At 67.2% G+C, this 19,906-nt stretch carries 20 protein-coding genes; 8 read left to right on the forward strand and 12 right to left on the reverse strand.

The features are described 5' to 3' along the window. Positions 1-23: 23 nt before the first annotated feature. The 3 genes from ACN0T5_RS09030 to ACN0T5_RS09040 are packed head-to-tail and all read right to left on the reverse strand — an operon-like array spanning position 24 to position 1,788. The gene (locus ACN0T5_RS09030) at positions 24-503 is read right to left on the reverse strand and encodes a GNAT family N-acetyltransferase (RefSeq protein ID WP_417768294.1); all 480 of its coding nucleotides are present in this window, start codon (positions 501-503) and stop codon (positions 24-26) included. A gap of 59 nt (positions 504-562) precedes the next feature. Then, the gene (gene bluB, locus ACN0T5_RS09035) at positions 563-1,243 is read right to left on the reverse strand and encodes a 5,6-dimethylbenzimidazole synthase (protein ID WP_417768295.1); all 681 of its coding nucleotides are present in this window, start codon (positions 1,241-1,243) and stop codon (positions 563-565) included. Then, a complete protein-coding gene (locus ACN0T5_RS09040; protein ID WP_417768296.1) occupies positions 1,240-1,788 on the reverse strand; it encodes an adenine phosphoribosyltransferase in 549 nt (182 codons plus the stop codon). Before ACN0T5_RS09040 ends, bluB begins: the two co-directional genes overlap by 4 nt. Positions 1,789-1,879: 91 nt before the next feature. On the opposite strand from ACN0T5_RS09040, the gene ACN0T5_RS09045 reads away from it, so the two are divergent. Continuing rightward, a complete protein-coding gene (locus ACN0T5_RS09045; RefSeq protein WP_417768297.1) occupies positions 1,880-2,080 on the forward strand; it encodes a hypothetical protein in 201 nt (66 codons plus the stop codon). A gap of 27 nt (positions 2,081-2,107) precedes the next feature. Here the strand turns inward: ACN0T5_RS09045 and ACN0T5_RS09050 are convergent, their stop codons facing one another. The 5 genes from ACN0T5_RS09050 to ACN0T5_RS09070 form a co-directional block, all read right to left on the reverse strand. Further along, the gene (locus tag ACN0T5_RS09050) at positions 2,108-2,989 is read right to left on the reverse strand and encodes an S-methyl-5'-thioadenosine phosphorylase (RefSeq protein ID WP_417768298.1); all 882 of its coding nucleotides are present in this window, start codon (positions 2,987-2,989) and stop codon (positions 2,108-2,110) included. Between the two features lie 139 nt (positions 2,990-3,128). Further along, on the reverse strand, positions 3,129-3,971 hold the full coding sequence (locus ACN0T5_RS09055) for a cytochrome c1 (protein WP_417768299.1): 843 nt from the start codon (positions 3,969-3,971) through the stop codon (positions 3,129-3,131). 29 nt (positions 3,972-4,000) lie between these two features. Beyond that, the gene (locus ACN0T5_RS09060; protein ID WP_417768300.1) at positions 4,001-5,269 is read right to left on the reverse strand and encodes a cytochrome b; all 1,269 of its coding nucleotides are present in this window, start codon (positions 5,267-5,269) and stop codon (positions 4,001-4,003) included. A 26-nt stretch (positions 5,270-5,295) separates the two neighbouring features. After that, positions 5,296-5,856 carry a ubiquinol-cytochrome c reductase iron-sulfur subunit gene (gene petA, locus ACN0T5_RS09065; RefSeq protein ID WP_417768301.1) on the reverse strand — a complete coding sequence of 187 codons (561 nt, stop codon included), beginning with the start codon at positions 5,854-5,856 and terminating at the stop codon, positions 5,296-5,298. A gap of 314 nt (positions 5,857-6,170) precedes the next feature. After that, entirely contained in the window at positions 6,171-8,024 is a 1,854-nt protein-coding gene (locus ACN0T5_RS09070; protein ID WP_417768302.1) for an ABC transporter ATP-binding protein, read from the reverse strand. A 194-nt stretch (positions 8,025-8,218) separates the two neighbouring features. Between ACN0T5_RS09070 and ACN0T5_RS09075 the strand changes: the two genes are divergently transcribed. From ACN0T5_RS09075 to ACN0T5_RS09090, 4 genes are all read left to right on the forward strand, one after another. After that, positions 8,219-8,692 carry a tRNA (cytidine(34)-2'-O)-methyltransferase gene (locus ACN0T5_RS09075; protein WP_417768303.1) on the forward strand — a complete coding sequence of 158 codons (474 nt, stop codon included), beginning with the start codon at positions 8,219-8,221 and terminating at the stop codon, positions 8,690-8,692. A gap of 72 nt (positions 8,693-8,764) precedes the next feature. Next, entirely contained in the window at positions 8,765-9,829 is a 1,065-nt protein-coding gene (locus tag ACN0T5_RS09080) for a DUF1176 domain-containing protein (RefSeq protein ID WP_417768304.1), read from the forward strand. A gap of 116 nt (positions 9,830-9,945) precedes the next feature. Continuing rightward, complete coding sequence (hemF, locus tag ACN0T5_RS09085; protein WP_417768305.1) at positions 9,946-10,893, forward strand: oxygen-dependent coproporphyrinogen oxidase; 948 nt, start codon at positions 9,946-9,948, stop codon at positions 10,891-10,893. Between the two features lie 40 nt (positions 10,894-10,933). Beyond that, a complete protein-coding gene (locus tag ACN0T5_RS09090; protein ID WP_417768333.1) occupies positions 10,934-12,046 on the forward strand; it encodes an AAA family ATPase in 1,113 nt (370 codons plus the stop codon). Between the two features lie 38 nt (positions 12,047-12,084). On the opposite strand, the gene ACN0T5_RS09095 is transcribed toward ACN0T5_RS09090, so the two are convergent. Genes ACN0T5_RS09095 through ACN0T5_RS09110 form a run of 4 tightly spaced genes read right to left on the reverse strand, consistent with a single transcriptional unit; the run spans position 12,085 to position 14,912 of the window. Continuing rightward, complete coding sequence (locus ACN0T5_RS09095) at positions 12,085-13,326, reverse strand: CCA tRNA nucleotidyltransferase (protein ID WP_417768306.1); 1,242 nt, start codon at positions 13,324-13,326, stop codon at positions 12,085-12,087. A gap of 22 nt (positions 13,327-13,348) precedes the next feature. Continuing rightward, complete coding sequence (locus tag ACN0T5_RS09100; protein WP_417768307.1) at positions 13,349-13,609, reverse strand: DUF6111 family protein; 261 nt, start codon at positions 13,607-13,609, stop codon at positions 13,349-13,351. Next, positions 13,609-14,238 (reverse strand): CoA pyrophosphatase, encoded by a 630-nt coding sequence (locus tag ACN0T5_RS09105; RefSeq protein ID WP_417768334.1) that lies wholly within the window; start codon positions 14,236-14,238, stop codon positions 13,609-13,611. The genes ACN0T5_RS09100 and ACN0T5_RS09105 overlap by 1 nt, the downstream gene beginning before the upstream one ends. Before the next feature lie 26 nt (positions 14,239-14,264). After that, positions 14,265-14,912, reverse strand: a complete 648-nt coding sequence (locus ACN0T5_RS09110; RefSeq protein ID WP_417768308.1) for a DUF1285 domain-containing protein — start codon at positions 14,910-14,912, stop codon at positions 14,265-14,267. Positions 14,913-15,095: 183 nt separating this feature from the next. On the opposite strand from ACN0T5_RS09110, the gene ACN0T5_RS09115 reads away from it, so the two are divergent. The 3 genes from ACN0T5_RS09115 to ACN0T5_RS09125 are packed head-to-tail and all read left to right on the forward strand — an operon-like array spanning position 15,096 to position 19,903. Continuing rightward, on the forward strand, positions 15,096-16,100 hold the full coding sequence (locus tag ACN0T5_RS09115; protein WP_417768309.1) for an AAA family ATPase: 1,005 nt from the start codon (positions 15,096-15,098) through the stop codon (positions 16,098-16,100). Positions 16,101-16,109: 9 nt separating this feature from the next. Then, positions 16,110-17,069 (forward strand): DUF58 domain-containing protein, encoded by a 960-nt coding sequence (locus ACN0T5_RS09120; RefSeq protein WP_417768310.1) that lies wholly within the window; start codon positions 16,110-16,112, stop codon positions 17,067-17,069. Then, positions 17,066-19,903 carry a DUF4159 domain-containing protein gene (locus tag ACN0T5_RS09125; RefSeq protein ID WP_417768311.1) on the forward strand — a complete coding sequence of 946 codons (2,838 nt, stop codon included), beginning with the start codon at positions 17,066-17,068 and terminating at the stop codon, positions 19,901-19,903. Before ACN0T5_RS09120 ends, ACN0T5_RS09125 begins: the two co-directional genes overlap by 4 nt. Positions 19,904-19,906: the final 3 nt, after the last annotated feature.

The raw sequence follows: 19,906 nt of genomic DNA on the forward strand, positions 1-19,906 counted from the left end.
CGACACGCCCGGCCGCCGCGCTGCTATACCTTGCGCGCGAACACCACCTCGTCGCGGATCGGGATGCCGTATTCGCCGATCATCGGGATTTCCGGCTTCAGCCGGCGCTCCTCCTCGATCGCCCCGGGCACCAGCTTCTCCATCCGGAAGCCGCGCCGCTGGTAGAACCGGAAGGCGTCGAGATTGTCGTTCGAGGTGCGCACCAGAAGCCTGCGAATGCCGCTTTCCACGGCCTCGCCCGTCACCGCGTTGAGCAGCAGCGTGCCAACCCCGCTCCAGCGGCTGAGCGAATCGAGCGTCAGGATCTCCCACTCGTTGTCGCGCTGGATCAACGTCACCAGCCCGACGATCTCGTCCTCCTCCATTGCGATGAAGCCGGGCAGCCGCGAGGCGTCGATCATCTCGCCCTCGATGAGAATGTCCGGACTGGTCCATCGTCGTGTCAGAAGCTCGACAACGGCCGCGTGGTCGTCGTCGGTCTTGGCTCGAATGCTTACCGCCATGGTGTTGCCCCTGTTGCTCGCGCCGGCGCCCTGCCGCACCGCCGCTTCGTCGACGCACTCTAACGTCTGAAGATGCGTTCGCTAAGACCGCTTCGCGCCTCCCAGCCGGCGCGCTCGAGTTCAGGGTCCGGGTGCTCCTCGACCGGATAGCCAAGGCACAGATAGGCGATGAGACGCCAGTCGGACGGCACCTCCAGCGTCTCTCTTGCCCGGACCGGGTCGAGGATGGAGACCCAGCCCATGCCGATCCCGCGCGCACGCGCGGCGAGCCAGAGCGTGTTGACCGCGCAGACGCAGGAATAGGCAAGCATCTCCGGCATTGTCCGCCGTCCGAGCCCGCCGCCCTGGCAGGTGGCCTCGTCGCAGAAGACCGCGAGCTGCACCGGGGCGGCCGTCAGGCCCTCCAGCTTCAACTGCGCGTAAAGGCCGGCCCGTTCCCCGTCATAGCTTGCCAGCGCGTCGGCATTGGCTTCGCGGAAATTCGCCCGGACCGCGTCCCGGCGGACCTCGTCTTCCACCAGAACGAAGCGCCAGGGCTGGCTGTTGCCGACCGACGGCGCCATATGCGCCTGCGCCAGCAGCGTCTCCACCAGATCCGGGTCCAGCGGCGTTTCCAGGAAGCGGCGCACGTCGCGTCGCCAGCCGAGAAGCTCGTGGAACGCCCTGGCGAACGCCGCATCGAAGGCGGGCGCCCCAGGGGCGCCCTGCTCCGGTTCCGTGCTGGTCGGTGTCCCGCTCAATGGCCGGGGAAGTCCACGAGCGTGCGCACCGGCACGCCGAGATCCTCGATGCGCTTGCGCCCGCCGAGATCGGGAAGGTCGACGATGAAACAGGCGGCAACCACCACCGCGCCCATCTGGTGGAGCAGCTTGGTGGCGGCCTCGGCCGTGCCGCCGGTGGCGATCAGGTCGTCGACGAGAATGACCTTCTCCCCCGGCGTGATGGCATCCTTGTGCATCTCCATCTCGTCGAGGCCGTATTCCAGCGAATAGGCGATGCGCACCGTTTCGTGCGGCAGCTTGCCCTTCTTGCGGATCGGCACGAAGCCGGCCGACAGCTGGTGCGCCACCGCGCCGCCCAGGATGAAGCCGCGCGCCTCGATGCCGGCGACCTGGTCGACCTTGGCGCCCGCCCAGGGCTGCACCAGCGCATCGACGGCGCGGCGGAACGCGCGGGCATTGCCGAGCAGCGTGGTGATGTCACGGAAGAGAACCCCCTTCTTCGGGTAGTCCGGGATCGTGCGGATCGCCGCCAGGAGCTCGTCGGAAACCGTGTCTTGAACCATTTATCCAGCCTCGTCATTGCCGGTCGCGCAAGGGTCGGTCATCATCCCCGCCGATCCGTGTTGAAGTCCAGGGAAATTGAGGAGCAGCCAGATGAGCGAGAAACAGCCGGTCCAGGTGGTCGATATCGACATACCGTTCTTTCGTCTGATGATGATCATCATCAAGGTCACGCTGGCCGCCATCCCCGCGGCGATCATCGTGTCCGTCATCCTGTCCCTCGTCATGGGCGCGCTTGCCACCATGTTCGGCATCGGCATGGGCCCGTGGATGCATGGCGGGCGGACGCTCTAGGGTCGGGCCCCAGGGCGCGGCACCCGCTCAGGTGTTGCGGGACAGCACCCGGCCGGCGACGGCATCGAGCTTCGCGACCAGCGCCGGATCGCGCGCGTCGGGCGCCGTCATCATGGCGTATTCCAGTGCCGTGTCCGAGCCGACCGGGCAGGCCTCGTGCACGCGCGGCAGGTCCTGCGCCAGCCGGGCGACGAGGCGGCGGGCGTTGTCGGCATTCTCGTGCAGGACGCGGATGATCGACTGGATGTCGACGGATCCGTGGTCGGGATGCCAGCTGTCATAGTCCGTCACCATGGCAACCGTCGCGTAGCAGATCTCCGCTTCGCGGGCGAGCTTCGCCTCGGGCATGTTGGTCATGCCGATCACGTCGCAGCCCCAGGTCCGGTAAAGGCGGCTTTCGGCGAGCGAGGAAAACTGCGGCCCCTCCATGGCAAGATAGGTGCCGCCGCGATGGAAGGTCAGCTCTTCGGCCTCGGCCGCCGCCGCGACATGGCCCGCCAGCAGCGGCGAGACAGGATCGGCCATCGACACATGCGCGACGCAGCCCTTGCCGAAGAAGCTCTTTTCGCGCGCAAACGTCCGGTCGATGAACTGGTCGACCAGAACGAAATGACCCGGCGCCATCGCCTCGTTGAGCGAGCCGACCGCCGACACCGACACCAGCGACGTCACCCCGCAGCGCTTCATCACGTCGATATTGGCCCGGTAGTCGATGTCGGAGGGCGCGAACCGGTGGCCGCGTCCGTGCCTGGGCAGGAAAACCACCTTCATGCCGCCGATCGTGCCGATACGCACGCTGTCGGACGGCTCGCCCCAGGGGCTTTCCACCCGGACCCATTCCGCCCCCTCAAGCGCGGGAAGGTCATAAAGACCCGACCCGCCGATCACGCCAAGCACTGCATCGACCATGCTGTTCCCCTCAAACCCGTTCATTGCGATACCACCGTGGCGCGAACATTCCAACAGGACACGTGGCCCGGACCGCGCCGGACGCGAAAAGGCCGCCGGATTGCTCCGGCGGCCGAATGTCCGTCAATGGCGCATGCCGTCAGTGACTGACGTCGCGCCACACCGACTTCTTGGTGAAGTAGAGCAGCGAGGCGAAGATGATCAGGAAGATCATCACGCGGAAGCCCATGCTCTTGCGCTCTTCCAGCTTCGGCTCCGCCACCCACATCATGAAGGCGGAGACATCGCGCGCATACTGCTCGACCGTGGTCGGGGTGCCGTCCGTGTACTCGACGCTGTCGGCATAGAGCGGCGGCGCCATGGCCAGTGTCTGGCCGGCGATGAAATGCGTGTTGTAGTACTGCCCGGCCGGCACCTCGACGCCCTCGGGCGCCTCTTCGTAGCCGGTAAGCAGGCCGTAGATGTAGTCCGGGCCGTGCTCCTGGTACTGCGTGAACATGTCGAAGATGAAGCGCGGGAAGCCGCTGGCCACCGCGCGCGCCTTGGCGAGCGTGGAGAAGTCCGGCGGATAGGCGCCGCCATTGGCCGCGCGCGCTGCCTGCTCGTTCGGGAAGGGAGACGGGAAGCGGTCGGACGGGATCGCCGGAAGCTCTTCCATCTCGCCGTCGTCATTCGGCCCCTTCAGCACGGTATACTCGGCCGCGATCACCTTGACCTGGTCTTCGGTGAAGCCCGGGCCGCCCTCTTCCGCCAGGTTGCGGAAGGCGAGGAAGCGGGCGCCGTGACAGGAAGCGCAGACTTCCTTGTAGACCTTGAAGCCGCGCTGCAGCTGGGCCCGGTCGTAATAGCCGAAAGGCCCCGAGAACGACCACTGCTGACGCTCGACATGCGGAGCTTCGCCGGCGGCAAGCGCCGGGGCGGCGACCGCGACGGCGGCCATCGCCAGCAAGGCTCCACGCACGGATTTGATCATCGTTTTCATGAGTGAGAACTCCCAATCCCGTCCGTGGTTCACTTCGTTTCCGGTGCGGCGACCGCGCCCGCCGGCTTGCCGCCGCCAGAGCTTGCCAGAACCGCTTCGGAGATCGATGCCGGCAGCGCCTTGGGCTTCTCGATGAAGCCGAGCAGCGGCAGGATGATCAGGAAGTGAGCGAAATAATAGGCCGTCAGGATCCGTGCCATGATGACGTAGCCGCCCTCGGCCGGCATCGCGCCGAGATAACCGAGACCGACGCAGACGGCCGCGAAGATCCAGAAGAACTGCTTGAACAGCGGCCGGTAGGTGCCCGAGCGGACCTTCGAGGTGTCGAGCCACGGCAGGATGAACATCACCGCGATCGAGCCGAACATCAGGATGACGCCGCCGAGCTTGTCCGGCACGGCGCGAAGGATCGCGTAGAACGGCAGGAAGTACCATTCCGGAACGATATGCGCCGGCGTCACCAGCGGGTCCGCCTCGATGTAGTTGTCGGCATGACCCATGAAGTTCGGGATGTAGAAGACGAAATACGCGAACAGGATCATGAACACGACAACCGCGAACAGGTCCTTGATCGTGTAATACGGATGGAACGGGAGCGAGTCCTGCTTCGTCTTCGGGTTGATGCCGGTCGGGTTGTTGTTGCCGGTCGTGTGGAACGCCCACACATGCAGCAGCACGACGCCGAAGATCATGAACGGCAGCAGGTAGTGCAGCGAGAAGAACCGGTTCAGCGTCGGGTTGTCGACGGCAAAACCGCCCCACAGCCAGTTGACGATCGGCTCGCCGACGAGCGGCAGCGCCGAGAACAGGTTGGTGATCACCGTGGCGCCCCAGAAGGACATTTGGCCCCAAGGCAGCACGTAGCCCATGAAGGCGGTGGCCATCATGATCAGGAAGATGATCACGCCGAGGATCCACGAGATCTCGCGCGGCGCCTTGTAGGAGCCGTAATACATGCCGCGGAACATGTGGATGAAGACGGCGATGAAGAACATCGACGCGCCGTTGGCATGCAGGTAGCGCAGGAGCCAGCCGAAATTCACGTCGCGCATGATGTGCTCGACGGAGGCGAACGCCATCTCGGTGTTGGGCGTGTAGTGCATGACGAGCACGATGCCGGTGATGATCTGCGCGATCAGCACGAACATCAGGATGCCGCCGAAGGTCCACCAGTAGTTGAGGTTCTTCGGGGTCGGGAAGTCGACGAAGGAACCGCGAACGAGCGAAATGACCGGCAGGCGGCTCTCGAGCCACTTAGCCGCCGCGCTCTGCGGCACGTAATTGGAATGTCCAGCCATGGCTGCCTCCTCTGGATTGCCGCGTATCAACCGATCTGGATCAGGCCTTCCGAGATGAACTCGAAAGGCGGAACCAGAAGATTCTCGGGCGCGGGTCCCTTGCGGATGCGGCCGGCGGTGTCGTAGTGCGAGCCGTGGCAGGGGCAGAACCAGCCACCGAAATCACCGGCCTGGCCGAGCGGGATGCAGCCCAGATGGGTGCACACGCCGACCATGACGATCAGCGCCTCGTTGCCCTCGACCGCGCGGTTGACGTCGGTTGCCTCTGCGTCCGCGGCCAGGTTGGCGTTGCGGGCGTTCTGGTCCGGCAGGTCAGCCAGCGCGACGGCGTTGGCTTCCTCGATCTCCTTGGCGGTGCGGTAGCGGATGAAAACCGGCTTGCCGCGCCACATCACCTTGATCGACTGTCCCTCTTCCACCGCCGAGACGTCGACCTCGATGGAGGCCAGCGACAGCGCTGAAGCGTCGGGGTTCATCTGGTCGATGAAAGGCCATGCCAGCGCACCTGCGCCAACCGCCCCCATCGCGCCGGTCGCGATATAGAGGAAATCGCGGCGAGTGGGTTCGACCGTATCCTGCTGTGCCAAGGTCGCGTCCTCTTTTTAACCCGTTGGCCCGGCGACAACAGCACAGAGCCGCCGTCCCTGCCCCGGCAATCCGGGAGACGAAGGGAGGCGGAGCGGGTCGTCCGGGCGGCAGATGCGGCTTTCCGCACCTTTCCAAGCGGGGCTGTTATTGGCACCCTTGCCCGCGCTTGTCCAGATCATCCTTTGGAAGACGACGCTTTGTCGCGGTTTTTACCCAATGATTGCAGGCTGCCGGCGATTCCAGCATCCCCTTGAGGCGGATGCGGCGGGGCCTCTTTTCAAGCCCCCGCCGCATACCCGGTTTTTTCCGGACCTCAACCGGCGTCGCGCTGGCTGTCGATGAACCCGCCCGACTGCCGGTTCCACAGGCTGGAGTAAAGCCCGCCGCGCGCCAGCAACTCGTCGTGACTGCCGTCCTCGACCACCCGCCCGCGATCCATCACGACGAGCCGGTCCATGGCCGCGATGGTCGACAGCCGGTGGGCGATGGCGATCACCGTCTTGCCCGCCATCAACTCGTTGAGACTGTCCTGGATCGCCGCCTCGATTTCCGAATCGAGCGCCGAGGTCGCCTCGTCGAGCACCAGGATCGGCGCGTTCTTCAGCAGCACCCGGGCAATGGCGATGCGCTGCCGCTGGCCGCCGGAGAGCTTGACCCCGCGCTCGCCCACATGGGCATCGAAGCCGGTGCGCCCGCGACTGTCGGCGAGCGCCTCGATGAACTCCAGCGCATGGGCGCGCCGCGCCGCCTCGCGCACGGCCTCGTCGCTCGCATCCCGGTTTCCGAGCGCGATGTTGTCCCGGATCGAGCGATGCAGCAGCGAGGTGTCCTGCGTCACCACGCCGATATTGGCCCGCAGCGAAGCTTGGGCAACGCCCGAAATGTCCTGTCCGTCGATCAGGATGCGGCCGCCCTCCAGGTCGTAGAAGCGCAGCAAGAGATTGACCAGCGTCGACTTGCCCGCCCCCGACCGGCCGACAAGGCCGACCCGCTCGCCGGGCCGGATCGCCGCTGACAGCCGGTCGATCACCCCGCCCGCCTTGCCGTAGTGGAAGCGGATATCCTCGAAGGAGATGCGCCCGTCCGTCACCGTCAGTTGCGGCGCCTGCGCTGCATCGGGCACCGTCACCGGCCGGGTGATCGTCTCGGCGCTGTCCTGCAGCGTGCCCAGCGCCCGGAACAGTCCGTTGAGCTGGCCCATCAGGCGACCGAGCAACACGTTGAGGCGCAGCACCAGCCCCAGCACCAGCGCGACGTCGCCTGTCGTGACGCTGCCCGCCTGCCAGGCCAGCACGGCAAGCACGCCGATCGCCGCGATCATGACGCCGGAGAGCAGGCTCATCAGGCTGCGCACGGCCGTCAGCGTGCGGGTGAAGCGGCGGATTGCAGCCAGGAAGGTCTCGTAGGCGCCGCGTGTCTCCGCCGCCTCCCGGTCGATGTCGCTGAACAGCTTGATCGTCTGGATATTGCCGTAAGTGTCGACGAAACGGCCGGTCACGCCGGACGAGGCATGGGCGCTTGCCTTGGCCTGGGCCCGGATGCGCGGCACGTAGATCGCCGAAACCCCGGCGAAGGCAGCCAGCCAGAGCGCAACGACCACGCCGAACAGCGGATCGAGGCGCGTCACCAGTGCCAGCGTCGACAGCGCGAAGACGACGATGAACCAGATGATCTGCAGCAGGCTGACCATGAAGTCGCCAGCCGCCTGCCCCGATTGCCAGACCTTCTGGGAAATTCGCCCGGCGAACTCGTCCTGGAAATAGGCCAGTGACTTGCCGACCACCTGCGCGTGCCCTTGCAGGCGCACCAGGTTGAAAAAGCCGGGAACGATGATCTGCTCCTCGACCAGCGAGGTCAGCGCCGACACGACCGGTCGCAGCACCAGCACCGTCAGCGCCATGGCGACCAGCACCGGCGCGTGGTCGGCGAGAAAGTCCGCGCGCGCACCCGACTGCATCATGTCGACAAGGTCGCCGACAAAGACATAGAGCGCCGCCTCGATAAGGGCCGTCAGGCCGCCCAGCACCAGCATCGCGAGAAACGCCGCCTTCGCCTGGGAGACGAAGAACCAGAGATAACCGAACCCCGTACGCGGCACCGGGCGTCCCGGCAGCGGCGCAAGCGGGTCGAGGCGGGTCTCGAACCAGACGAGCAGGCGTTCGAACACGGGCGGGCGGTTCCTTTGCTCTTGCCGGAAAGGCGGGGCGGGGCAATAAGTCGGATACGAAAACGGACGCCAAGTCCGACGCCCGGACGGACCCGCAGGACGGCATGATCGCAAGGGTGCGGGCAAGCACCCGAACGCGCAACCAGCATATGGGGCACCGCCTGCCGCTTCCAAGACCCGGACACTTGCCAAAGATGCCAGACCTCGTTCTTTTCCAGCCCGATATTCCGCAGAACACGGGCACGATCCTGCGCCTTGCCGCGTGCATGGGCGTTGCCGTTCATGTCATTGAGCCGGCCGGATTTCCGCTTTCCGACCACGCGCTGAAACGCGCCGGCATGGACTATCTGGAACGGGTGGCGATGCACCGCCACGTCACGTACGAGGCGTTCGACACCTGGCGCAGGGCGGAAGAGCGGCGGCTCGTCCTGCTGACAACGGCGGGCAACGAGCCGTACCACTGCTACGGTTTTCGCGGCGACGACCTTCTGTTGCTCGGCCGGGAATCAGCCGGCGTCCCCTCCATGGTCCACGGCGCCGCCGACGCACGCCTCATCATCCCGCTCAGCCCCGGAATGCGCTCGCTCAATGTCGCGGTCGCCGCCGCCATGGTGCTCGGCGAGGCCCTGCGGCAAACGGCAGGGTTTCCGGGCGACGCTGCGTCCTGAAACACTCGTGACCTTGCGCGCCCATGTCACCCTCTTAAGGTGGTCACCGGCAAAATCAGGCACGAGGCGTTGATGACTGACGACAATTCGCGAAAGAGCCAGCCGGTGCGGGCGCGCATGACCGGGCGACGGCTTCCATGGCTTCTTGCAACTCTTGTGCTTGCGGCAGTCGTCCCTGCTTCTCCAGGACAGGCGAACGCCGCGGAAAAAATCGATCTCGAACTCTTTTCGCGCGAGGAGATCGGTACATCAGGCACCTGCTCCGTGCGGCTCTGGCAGGCGAATCGCGATCCCGAAACCGACCGGTATGCCGTCGTCTTCCAGGAGGAACTCGACACCGACCACCGTCGCAGCCCGGCACGCATCATGATTGCCGGCAAGGCGGAGCGACTTGAACGCGCGGCCACCGGCGGCGCCTCCGCCGGATACGATCTCTACCCGGACCAGTTCTATCGCAGCCCGGACGGCAAGACCCGGGTATTGCTGGAACTCCGGATCGCCCCGGAAGAAGGCGAGGCGGTCGAGATCGAGTCCGGCCTTCTCACGGTCATCCAGTCGGGCCGGCTGCCATTCCGCATGCGGGTGAAAGGCGGGGCGGGATGCATGACACCGGGGGCCCTGGGGGGCGGGGAAGAACCGGACGGCGACCTCAGCAACATTTTCCATCGCTACGAACTAGACAGCGGCAACATTCCCGACGTGCTGATCGCCGCCGCCAACGAGGCCTATGAATGCGACTGGCGCGAGGCACTGGACCGGGCCGGCGCCGTTGCCTACCAGACCAGCGAGGAAGGCGCCGTCTGGGACCTCGGCTGCGCCGCCGGAATGCACAATGTCGCGCACGTCTACGCCCACGTCTATCTGGCCGACCCCACGCAATTCACGCTTCTTCGCTTCCAGAACGTGAAGGGCCATCCCCGGCAGTCCCGCCACGTCCTGTTCAACCCGGCATGGGACGAGACGACCCGCACCGTGACGGGATTCACCGTGGACAGGGGGCTTGGCGACTGCGGCAAATTCGAACGCCACCGCCTCGTCGATGCCGAATTCAAGATGATCGAGTACCGCGCGAAACCGGACTGCGACGGAAACGCCATCGATCCGGAGGACTTCCCGCTCATCTACAAGGGGCAGTGATCGTCGCCGGTCGCGGTTGCCGGAAACGGCATCGCGATCGCCAGACCTTTTCCCGCGCGCCCGCATCTGCCATGAAGCGATCAGGTTTCACGAATGTGCTGGCGAAGGTGACGGGAATGAGCGGACAGACGGCAGGTGGCAAGGACGAAGCGCGCGGCGGCCCGGTGCCGGACGACATCGAGACCCGCAAGCCGCAGGCCGAAACCTGGTTCCGCGCGCTTCGCGACCGGATCTGCTCGGCCTTCGAGGCGATCGAGGACGACGCCGCCGAACATGCGGCCCTTCCCGAGGAGCTTGCGGCCCTCCCGGCCGGACGCTTCGAACGCAGCCCGTGGGAGCGCACCGATTCGGCCGGGGGCAAGGGCGGCGGCGGCGTCATGTCGATGATGAAGGGCCGTGTATTCGAAAAGGTCGGCGTTCACATTTCGACCGTGCATGGCGAGTTTTCGCCCGAGTTTCGCGGCCAGATCCCCGGCGCCTCTGAAGACCCGCGCTTCTGGGCTTCGGGCATCTCGCTGATCGCTCACATGCACAATCCGCATGTGCCGGCCGTGCACATGAACACCCGCATGGTGGTGACGACCCGCCAGTGGTTTGGCGGTGGCGCCGACCTGACCCCGGTGCTCGACGCAAGGCGCACGCAGGAAGACGCGGACACGCGCGCCTTCCACGGCGCCATGCAGGCCGCCTGCAAGGCGCATGAAGTGGCCGATTATCCGCGTTACAAGGCGTGGTGCGACGACTATTTCTTCCTCAAGCACAGGAACGAGGCGCGCGGCGTCGGCGGCATCTTCTACGATTACCTCAATTCCGGCGACTGGGACGCGGATTTCGCGTTCACCCAGGCCGTCGGGCTCGCCTTCCTCGACATCTACCCGAAGCTGGTACGCGCCAACTATCACAAACCCTGGAGCGAGGCGGAGCGCGAGGAACAGCTGGTGCGCCGAGGCCGCTATGTCGAGTACAATCTGCTCTACGATCGCGGCACGATCTTCGGCCTGAAGACGGGCGGGAATGTCGCCTCGATCCTCTCTTCCATGCCTCCGGTGGTGAAATGGCCCTGAACGCGCCTCACCCTTTCAGCAAGACGGACCCGCCGTGTCCCTGCCTCCGCTGAGTTCGGTTTCCATCACCAGCTACCGCTCGCTGCGCGCCGTGCACATGCCGGTCGGGGCACTCAATGTCTTCGTCGGCCGGAACGGCACCGGCAAGACCAATCTCTACCGGGGGCTCTCCCTGCTCCAGCAGGCAGCCCTTGGCCGCATCACCCGCGCCATCGCCGAGGAGGGCGGGGTGGAAAGCGTCCTTTGGGCCGGCGAGCGCAAGCGCGGCGCGCCCGTGCGGTTGAGTCTCAAGGCGCGGCTTGGCGATCTCTCCTATGCGATCGAGATCGGCCTGCCAAAGCTCGGCTCCGATGCCGCCCTCCCGCTCGAACCGCTGGTGAAGGAAGAAAGGCTGACGATTGCGTCCGGCACGCGCGACATCGTCCTGATGCAGCGGTCGGGCCCTTCCGTCTGGCTGCGGGCGGCGGGCGGTGAACGCCTGACCTATGACAACGAGGTCCTTGGTTCGGAAACCGCACTCTTCGCGTTTCGCGACGGCGGCCGTTTCCCCGAACTCGACATCGTCCGGCGCACGCTCTCGGATTGGCGATTCTATCACGGCTTCCGCACCGATGACGGCTCGCCGCTGCGCCGTCCGGCACTCGCCCTGACCACGCCGACCCTGTCCTCCGACGGGTCGGACCTGGCCGCCGTCTTCGCAACGCTCGCCGAGGTCAGGGTCGACACCGTCGATCTCGACGCGGCCATCGACGACGCCTTTCCCGGCGCCCGCCTCGACATCCGGCTTGATGGCGGACATGCGGGCATCGCCATGCGCTTCCCAGACCTCGACCGCCCGTTCGAAGCGCACGAGCTTTCCGACGGCACGCTCAACTTCCTGGCTTTGGCCGGTGCGCTGCTCGCCTACCGCCTGCCGGCCTTCGTCGCCCTGAACGAGCCCGAGGCGAGCCTGCATCCGGACCTTCTGGAGCCGCTTGCACGGATCGTCGCCCGCGCCTGCGAGCGCTCGCAGATCTGGATTGTCACCCACTCCGCAACGTTTGCCGAGGCGCTTGCCCGCGAGGCAGGCGCCGTGCCCCGCACGATCATCAAGACTGACGGCGCCACGGAAATCGAGGGCCTGAAGATCACCGGCGAGTTCGCCGAGGAGTGACCGGCGCTCGCCCGCCGGCCCGCGACCCGTCGCCGGTTTCAACCGGCGACCGCCATATCGAGCAAGGCCGCCCGGTCGAGCGTGAACCCGCTTGTCACCCAGCGCTCCTCCGCCAGCGCCAGCCGGCGACCGATTTCCGGCCCCGCTGCAACCCCGGCACGGGTCAGGTCCCGGCCGGAGAGCGGAAAGACGGGCGCCTCCAGCGTCCGGACCTGTTCCAGGAGCACCGTGAACGCCGCATTGTTCGGCCCCGCCCCGCTGTTCGACCAGGCGAGCAACACCCCGTCGACACTCGCCTCCCGGCCGAAGCGGTGGAGGAGTTCGAGCGCCAGTTCCGGACCGCGTCCGGGCTCCCTGCCGGCCAGGATGTCCGCCAGCCAGCGCGAGACGCAAAAGGCCGCCTTCATCCGTCGGCGCTCCGCGTTGGAAAGCCGCAAATGGTCGGCAACCGTATCCAGTTCCCCCTCGTCGCCGTCGCTGAGCGCGGCGAGCGCCAGCGCCGGATCCCGCGTGTTCGGCGCAAGCCCGTCGAGCGCCCGCAGCGCACGGAACGGGGCGAGCCCGCCCTTCGTTGCCAGTACCAGCGGCGTCACGCCGGCACCGGTCATTTCGGCCAGCGTTTCCACGGCGCGGGGCGCAACAACGAGCCTGCGCATCTCCATGCCGATCCGCTCGGCCGAAAGGCCGGAAATCCCGGCTTTCAGCCCCGTGACCGCGGCAAGCCCCTCCGCATCGAGCGGCCCCTCGCCATACTGGGCGTGAAAGCGGAAGAAGCGCAGGATACGCAGATAGTCCTCACGAATCCTGCGGTCCGCATCGCCAATGAAGCGGACATGGCGCGCGGCAAGGTCCTGCAAGCCGCCGACGGGATCGAGCACGGTGCCGTCGCGATTCGCGTAAAGCGCGTTCATGGTGAAATCGCGCCGTTCGGCGTCGCGCCGCCAGTCGCGGCCGAAGCGGACAGTTGCCGAGCGGCCATGCGTCTCGACATCCTCGCGCAGCGTCGTCACCTCGTAGGCCGTGCCATGGCTTACCACGGTGATCGTGCCGTGCTCGTAACCGGTCGGGACGGCCTTCAGCCCCGCCGCCTCGACGCGCGCGATGACACTGTCCGGGACCGCGTCGGTGGCGATATCGATATCGGTGACAGGCACGCCCATCAATGCGTTGCGCACCGCGCCGCCGACCACGCGCACACTGTCGCCGTCACGCTCGATGGCATCGAACGTCGCCTGCAGGCCCGGCTCGCAAAGCCAGTCGGAATCGATACGCGCGGTCATCTGGACGCCGTTTCCCGCAGGACTACTCGAAGTGGCCCGGCACGAACTTGCCGTCGCGCAACTCGGCGGGACGATAATTCTTGCCCTCCGGCAGGCCTTCCCGCGTCGTCAGCATCACGAGCCCGCCGATGACCAGCACACCGCCGGCGATCACCAGCCAGACCATCGGTCCCTTGCGCCAGTTCTCAGATGTCTGCGCCTTCTTGGTGATGAACAACCAGATCGCGAAACCGATGAAGGGCAGGGAAAAAAGCAGCAACTGGGTCAGGATGATACGCAGCATCAGCGGTAAACCGTCTCGTACATTAGCCGGAGGATTCCGGCAGTGACGCCCCAGATATAGCGTTCGCCATAGGGCATCGCATAGAAATAGCGCGGTTTGCCGGCAAAGACGCGCGACTGCCGCAAATGGTTGGCGTCGTTCATCAAGAAGGCAAGCGGCACCTCGAAGACATCGGCCACCTCGTCGGGGTTAGGCACCAGTCGCGCCTGCTGCCCGACCAGCGCGACCACCGGCGCGACCCGGTAACCCGAACCGGTCAGGTAGGTGGGCAGCACGCCAAGCGGTTCGACGAGATGCGGATCCAGCCCGATTTCCTCCTCCGCCTCGCGCAGTGCCGCGCCGACCGCGCCGTCGTCGTCTGGATCGATCTTGCCGCCAGGCAGGGAGATCTGCCCGGCGTGACTGGTCAGATGGTCGGTGCGCTGGGTGAGGATGACGGTCGCCCCCGCCGGCCGCTCGATCACCGGGATCAGCACCGCCGCGTCGCGCGGCGGCCGCTTGGCGAAGGCAAAGGGCCCGAGATCCGGGTTGAGAATATGGTCGCCGACCTCTTCGGACACGGGCGAGACCAGCCGCGCGCGCGCCTGATCGGCGAAGGCACGCGCCGTCTTCTGTCCTTCGACCGTCATTGCGATCCGCTGGTCCACGAAAGCCGTCAAGATGCATCCCCTGTTGTCGCGGCACCGCCGGGCGTGACCGGGAAGAACCGGCCGGCGCTCCATGCGCCGGTCAGGCTTTCGCCCGACACCGTGCGGTCCTCGAAGAGATCGGCCAGCTGGTACAGCAGGGGCCGCGCGAACAGGGCATCCAGCCCGCCCCTCACCCTGATATAGGGCTTGAGCCCGCCCGTGCCAGTTTCGTCTTCGAAACGAAGGGGATGCTCGGCATCGATCCGCACCACGTCGCCGACATTGGTGCGCACGGTCAGGATCTGGCTCTCGCCCTTGCCCTCGGCGTGGAGCTCGACCGCCAGGAACGGCGCGTCCTCGACCACAATCCCGACCTTCTCCACCGGCGTCACCAGATAATGGCGACCATCCTCGTCCCGGCGCAGCACCGAGGCGAACAGGCGCACCAGTGCCTCCCGGCCGATCGGCGACCCCATGTAGAACCAGCGACCGTCCGCGGCGATGCGCATGTCGATATCGCCGCAGAAAGGCGGGTTCCAGCGCTCGACCGGCGGCGTGCCGCGATTGTTTCCCGCGCGTGCGACGAGATCCGCAAGACCCTCGGGAATTGCATCGGACGCAACCGGTTTCCTTGGTGTCTCCGCTTTTTGATCCAAATCCGTTGTCCCTGCCATGATTTGGCCCATACCCTAACATGACATGGGTTACCATCGTCGCGTTGCCAATGTGAGTCCTGCGCGCCACCGCCTGAAATGTCGCGCCGGCAGGGCAACCCGGGTCACCCGGCGCCGATCATCCGCCTGCCGCCGGAAATGGCGGCCAGGGGGACCAAACGAAGCAGGAGGCGTATACCGACAATGAGCGCGATCACCTCACCGGACATCGACCACGAACAGGTTGCCCGCGACGCGGAGGCGGCGATGGAAAAGATCGCCGGCGCCCGCGGCGAGGTTGCGCGCATCATCTACGGACAGGAAAGCGTCGTCGAACGGGCCCTCGTCACGCTGCTGTCCGGCGGTCACGGGCTGCTGGTCGGCGTGCCCGGCCTTGCCAAGACGAAGCTCGTGGAAACGCTCGGCACGGTGCTCGGCCTCGATGCCCGCCGCATCCAGTTCACCCCCGACCTGATGCCATCCGACATCCTCGGCGCCGAGGTGATGGACCAGGACCGCGACGGCGCCCGCGCCTTCCGCTTCATCAAGGGCCCGGTCTTCTCGCAGGTGCTGATGGCCGACGAGATCAACCGCGCCAGCCCGCGCACCCAGTCGGCCCTCCTCCAGGCGATGCAGGAATACCACGTGACGATCGCCGGGCAGCGCTACGACCTGCCGCGCCCCTTCCATGTGCTGGCGACGCAGAACCCGCTGGAACAGGAAGGCACCTATCCCCTGCCCGAGGCCCAGCTTGACCGCTTCCTGATGCAGATCGACGTGCACTATCCCGACCGCGAGGCGGAACGCCGCATCCTGATGGAGACCACCGGCGCGCATGACGCCGCCGCCACCGCGGTGATGAACGGCGACGACCTGATGGCCTGCCAGCAGCTTGTGCGCCGCATGCCGGTCGGCGAAAGCGTGGTCGAGGCGATCCTCGAGCTTGTCCGCTCCGCCCGCCCGGGCGAGACCGACGACGAACTGACCGAGCTGATTGCCTGGGGACCGGGACCGCGCGCCAGCCAGGCGCTGATGCTGACCGTGCGCGCCCGCGCGCTGGTCGACGGCAGGCTGGCCCCGTCCGTCGACGACGTGCTGGCGCTGGCCGAGCCGATCCTGCAGCACCGCATGGCCCTGACCTTCGGCGCCCGCGCGGACGGCCACACCATACGCGGGCTCATCGGCCGCCTGAAAAGCCGGATCGGCTAGGAACAGTCCATGGAGGGTTTCCCGCGCTTCGGGTTCCAGGCAAGGCCGGGCAGGCCGACATCCGGCGAGGAGCAGGGTGAAAGCTGGCCGCAGGTCGTCGCCGGTGCACGCTCGCTTGCCGACGCGCTTCCCGATCTGCTGATCGAGGCGCGCCAGGTCGCGATGACGACCAATGCCGGCTGGCACGGGCGTCGCCGGTCCGGTTCCGGCGAGAATTTCTGGCAGTTCCGCCCGTTTGTCGCAGGCGAGCCGGTCAAGCGCATCGACTGGCGCCGTTCCGCGCGCGACGATCATCTCTATGTCCGCGAACGCGAGTGGGAGGCCGCCCATACCGTCTGGCTGTGGGCGGACCTTTCGCCGTCCATGGCGTTCCGTTCGCACCTGTCGGCGACGATCAAGCGCGACCGGGCACTGGTCCTGCTGCTGGCGCTGGCCGACCTGCTTGCCGAGACCGGCGAACGCATCGGCCTGCCCGGCCTGCGCAAGCCGGTTGCCGATCGCCATGCGGCCGAACGCATCGCCGCCGCACTCGCTCATGTCACCGAGCCCGCCAGCCTGCCCGAGCCCCAGGACATCCGCCGCTTCTCCGATGTCGTGCTGATCGGCGACCTGCTCGATCCGGTGGAGGGCACCCTCGCCTGGATGCGCAAGGTCGCGGCCTCCGGCGCGCGGGCCCACATGGTGATGGTGCTCGACCCCGTCGAGGAAACCTTCCCCTTCACCGGGCGCACCGAATTCCGCGACCCCGAGACCGGCTTCCGCCTGACCAGCGGCAAGGCCGAACAGTGGAAACGGGCCTATGTCGAGCGGCTCGAGGCGCACCGCGCGGCCATCGGCGATGCCGCCCGCCGCGCCGGATGGACCTTTCTCGTCCACCACACCGACCGTCCGGCATCGGAGCCGATGCTCGTGCTGCACAGCCGGCTGAGCGGCATTCCCATGCAGGGCACCAAGGGGGTCGATGCATGACCTCGTTCCTGCCCCTCGGCTTCACCGCACCGCTTGCGCTTGCCGCATTGCTGCTGCTGCCGGTCATCTGGTGGCTGTTGCGGCTGATCCCGCCAAGCCCGCGCCGCGTCGCCTTCCCGCCCGCCCGGCTGCTTGCCGACATAGACCGGCGCGAGGAGACGCCCGACAAGAGCCCCCTGTGGCTGACGATCCTGCGCCTGTGCCTTGCCGCCGCGCTGATCTTCGCGCTTGCAGGTCCCGTCTGGCGGCCGAACGCCGACGCGCCCGCCGGCAACGGGCCGCTCTGGGTCCTGCTCGACAACGGCTGGGCTTCGGCCAAAGCCTGGGAGCGGCAGCGCCAGACGGCAGAGCGACTGATCGCGGCGGGGGCCGAAAGCGGCCGGCCGGTTCTTTTCGCGGCAACCGCCGAAGGGCCAGACCAGCCGCTGGTCTCGCAAACGGCCGATGCCGCACTGGAGCGGCTTCGGGTGCTGGACCCCCGCTCCTGGCCGACCGCGCGCGGCGAGCTGACGCTGGCGCTGCGCAAGGCGGCCGCAGACCAGCCACCCGACGCCATCGTCTGGCTGAGCGACGGCATTGCCCGCGAGACCACGTCACGCTTCCTGGAAGACCTTCGCGAACTGGCTGGCAACGCGGAACTCAGCGTGCTCACCGGACTGCCGCGCCCGGCGGCGCTCGCCGATGCCCGCAACGACGTCGAGGCACTGACCGCCGCGGTGCTGCGCGACGACGCATCGCCGGACGGTCTTGTGGTGCGGGCGCTCGACCTGCGCGGACTGGTGCTGGGCGAGGCAACCCCCGTCTTCGCGAACGACACGGATGTGGGCGAGGTGACGTTCGACCTGCCCGTCGAGCTTCGCAACGACATCGCCCGGCTCGAGGTCGCGGGAGAAAACAGCGCCGCCGGCGTGCAGTTGCTGGACGACCGATGGCAACGACGCACGGTCGGCCTCGTGTCCGGCGCCTCCGCCGACCAGGCGCAGCCGCTGCTGTCGCCGCTCTACTATCTGGACCGGGCCCTGTTGCCTTTCTCCGAATTGCGCCGGCCGCGCGGCGAAAACCTCGACAACGCGCTGCCGGAACTCATTGACGAAGGCGTCTCCGTGCTGGTGCTCGCCGATGTCGGACGTCTGCCCGACACGGCCCTCGAACGGGTCCGGGACTGGGTCGAGCAGGGCGGGATACTGGTTCGGTTCGCCGGACCGCGCCTCGCCGGCGGGTCGGACGAACTGATCCCGACAGCTCTTCGGGCGGGCAACCGCACCCTGGGCGGCAGCCTCTCCTGGGAAGAGCCGCAACCGCTTGCCAGCTTCTCGGAGAACTCGCCCTTTTCCCGCATTCCGGTGCCCGCCGACGTCACCGTCAACCGACAGGTGCTCGCAGAACCGGGGCCGGACCTCGCCGACCGCACCTGGGCAACGCTCGCCGACGGAACGCCGCTCGTCACCGCCACCGCACGCGGCCGCGGCACGGTGGTGCTTTTCCATGTCACGGCTGACACCGGCTGGTCGAACCTTCCGATTTCCGGAAGTTTCGTCACCATGCTGCGGCGGATCGTCAGCCTGTCCTCGGCCGCTCCTTCCAAAGACGATGCCGGCACCGACGCCTCCCGGACCGGGGCCGTGGCCACCACCGACCCTTCCGAGGCTCTGCTGCCGCCCGTGCGCCTGCTCGACGGTTATGGCCGGCTCGGTCCTCCCTCGACAGCCGCCGTCCCGATCTCCGCCTCGCAGCAGGACGTTGCCCCGAGCCGCCGGCATCCGCCGGGTCTCTACGGCAGCGACGACGCGTTCCGCGCGATCAACCTTCTCTCCTCCCCGGACCAGGTGATGGAACTCGACCTCGCACCTCTCGGCGGCACGGCCCGCATCACCGGCTATCCGACATCGGCGGCAACCGACCTGCGCCCCGCCCTGTTCCTGATCGCGCTGCTGCTGCTCTTCGCCGACGCCCTGGCAATGATCTGGCTGCGCGGCGACCGTACCGCACTGCGCGGCCGGCCGGGCCGGGTCCTGCCCGCCGGGCTGGCTGTCGCCTGCGCCATGACGCTTGCCACGGGCGAGTTGCGGGCACAGGAGACTTCCGACGACCTGGCGGCGCTGGAAGCGACGCTCGACACCCGCCTCGCCTATGTCCTGACCGGCCAGCCGGACCGCGACACGACCAGCCGCCAGGGACTGCTCGGGCTGACCCGCTATCTGTCCACCCGCACGGCCCTGGAGCCCGAGGCGCCGGTCGGCGTGGACATCGCCACCGACGAACTGGCCTTTTACCCGGTTCTCTACTGGCCCGTTTCCGCCGACACCCCGCGCCCCTCCTCCGAGGCGCTGGCCCGCATCGACACCTATATGCGCAATGGCGGGACGATCCTCTTCGACACGGCCGACCAGCTGTCCGCCGGCATCGGCCTTGGCACCTCTCCGGCCGTCCTGCGCCTGCGCGCCGTGCTTGACGGGCTCGACATGCCGGCGCTGGAGCCGGTTCCGGCCGACCATGTCCTGACCAAGGCGTTCTACATTCTCGAGACATTCCCGGGACGCTATTCCGGCGGGCCGCTCTGGGTCGAGGCAAGCGAGGGGACGGCGGGCGATTCCGAAAGACCGGTGCGCGGCGGAGACGGCGTGTCGCCCGTTCTCATCACCGGCAACGATTTCGCCGGAGCCTGGGCGGTCGACGAAGCCGGCAACTACCTGTTTCCGACCGTGCCGAACGACGCGGTCCAGCGCGAATATGCCTTCCGCGCCGGCGTCAACATCGTCATGTACGCCATGACCGGCAACTACAAGGCCGACCAGGTGCACATCCCCGCCCTTCTCGAACGTCTCGGACAATAGGAG

The organism is Stappia sp., from assembly GCF_048261845.1.
In the GTDB taxonomy this organism is placed as follows: Bacteria; Pseudomonadota; Alphaproteobacteria; order Rhizobiales; family Stappiaceae; genus Stappia.

Coding starts and splice junctions, on each gene's coding strand:
- ACN0T5_RS09115 (WP_417768309.1), top strand. CDS start 15,096: ATGAGCGCGATCACCTCACCGGACATCGACCACGAACAGGTTGCCCGC.
- ACN0T5_RS09110 (WP_417768308.1), bottom strand. CDS start 14,912: ATGGCAGGGACAACGGATTTGGATCAAAAAGCGGAGACACCAAGGAAA.
- ACN0T5_RS09105 (WP_417768334.1), bottom strand. CDS start 14,238: ATGACGGTCGAAGGACAGAAGACGGCGCGTGCCTTCGCCGATCAGGCG.
- ACN0T5_RS09040 (WP_417768296.1), bottom strand. CDS start 1,788: ATGGTTCAAGACACGGTTTCCGACGAGCTCCTGGCGGCGATCCGCACG.
- ACN0T5_RS09055 (WP_417768299.1), bottom strand. CDS start 3,971: ATGAAAACGATGATCAAATCCGTGCGTGGAGCCTTGCTGGCGATGGCC.
- ACN0T5_RS09100 (WP_417768307.1), bottom strand. CDS start 13,609: ATGCTGCGTATCATCCTGACCCAGTTGCTGCTTTTTTCCCTGCCCTTC.
- hemF (WP_417768305.1), top strand. CDS start 9,946: ATGAGCGGACAGACGGCAGGTGGCAAGGACGAAGCGCGCGGCGGCCCG.
- ACN0T5_RS09075 (WP_417768303.1), top strand. CDS start 8,219: ATGCCAGACCTCGTTCTTTTCCAGCCCGATATTCCGCAGAACACGGGC.
- ACN0T5_RS09030 (WP_417768294.1), bottom strand. CDS start 503: ATGGCGGTAAGCATTCGAGCCAAGACCGACGACGACCACGCGGCCGTT.
- ACN0T5_RS09125 (WP_417768311.1), top strand. CDS start 17,066: ATGACCTCGTTCCTGCCCCTCGGCTTCACCGCACCGCTTGCGCTTGCC.
- ACN0T5_RS09120 (WP_417768310.1), top strand. CDS start 16,110: ATGGAGGGTTTCCCGCGCTTCGGGTTCCAGGCAAGGCCGGGCAGGCCG.
- ACN0T5_RS09080 (WP_417768304.1), top strand. CDS start 8,765: ATGACTGACGACAATTCGCGAAAGAGCCAGCCGGTGCGGGCGCGCATG.
- ACN0T5_RS09060 (WP_417768300.1), bottom strand. CDS start 5,269: ATGGCTGGACATTCCAATTACGTGCCGCAGAGCGCGGCGGCTAAGTGG.
- ACN0T5_RS09045 (WP_417768297.1), top strand. CDS start 1,880: ATGAGCGAGAAACAGCCGGTCCAGGTGGTCGATATCGACATACCGTTC.
- ACN0T5_RS09095 (WP_417768306.1), bottom strand. CDS start 13,326: ATGACCGCGCGTATCGATTCCGACTGGCTTTGCGAGCCGGGCCTGCAG.
- ACN0T5_RS09050 (WP_417768298.1), bottom strand. CDS start 2,989: ATGGTCGATGCAGTGCTTGGCGTGATCGGCGGGTCGGGTCTTTATGAC.